Source organism: Ruegeria sp. AP12 (assembly GCF_056540025.1).
The window spans coordinates 1-516 of record NZ_JBQFVZ010000346.1; the positions used below are offsets into that span (position 1 = coordinate 1).

General features: G+C 59.9%; 1 protein-coding gene. It reads right to left on the reverse strand.

What is annotated here, in order from left to right; all coding sequences use genetic code 11:
• A partial coding sequence (locus tag ACR0E6_RS23135) for an alcohol dehydrogenase catalytic domain-containing protein (protein ID WP_480587842.1) occupies positions 1-439 on the reverse strand: 439 nt, incomplete at its 3' end.
• Positions 440-516 lie beyond the last annotated feature (77 nt).

The window sequence follows — 516 nt, forward strand, 5'->3', positions numbered from 1 at the left end:
GAATGGCTCCGATTTCGTCTGGCACGTCGTCGGGCAAGGGGACTACGTTGAAAGCAGGCAGTTTGAGGTACTGGGCAAAGGCCCCCTGTTCGTTCACACCAATGCCGCGCGTGCCGGGGTCCAGATGGAACTTCCCCGCGCGGCTCTGACGGCTGTCATTGGTGATCAGATGACCCTCGCCCGAGCATCTTTGGCCTACCGCCAACCCGGTCACATTGCGCCCGACCTCGACAATCTCACCGGCGAACTCATGGCCGGTGATCATCGGCACGGGCACTGTGTGCGCGGCCCATTCATCCCAGTTCCAGATGTGAATATCCGTACCGCAGATGCCCGTCTTGTTGATCCGGATCAGGACCTCATCCGCACCAATTTCAGGCACCGGGGCTTGAATCATCCACAGACCTTCCGCGGGCTTGGATTTCTCAAGCGCTTTCATGGTGTTGGGTCGCATCAGATCACTTCCAGCTCTTTGCCCACCTTGCCAAAGGCGGTCAGGGCGCGGTCCAGCTCGTC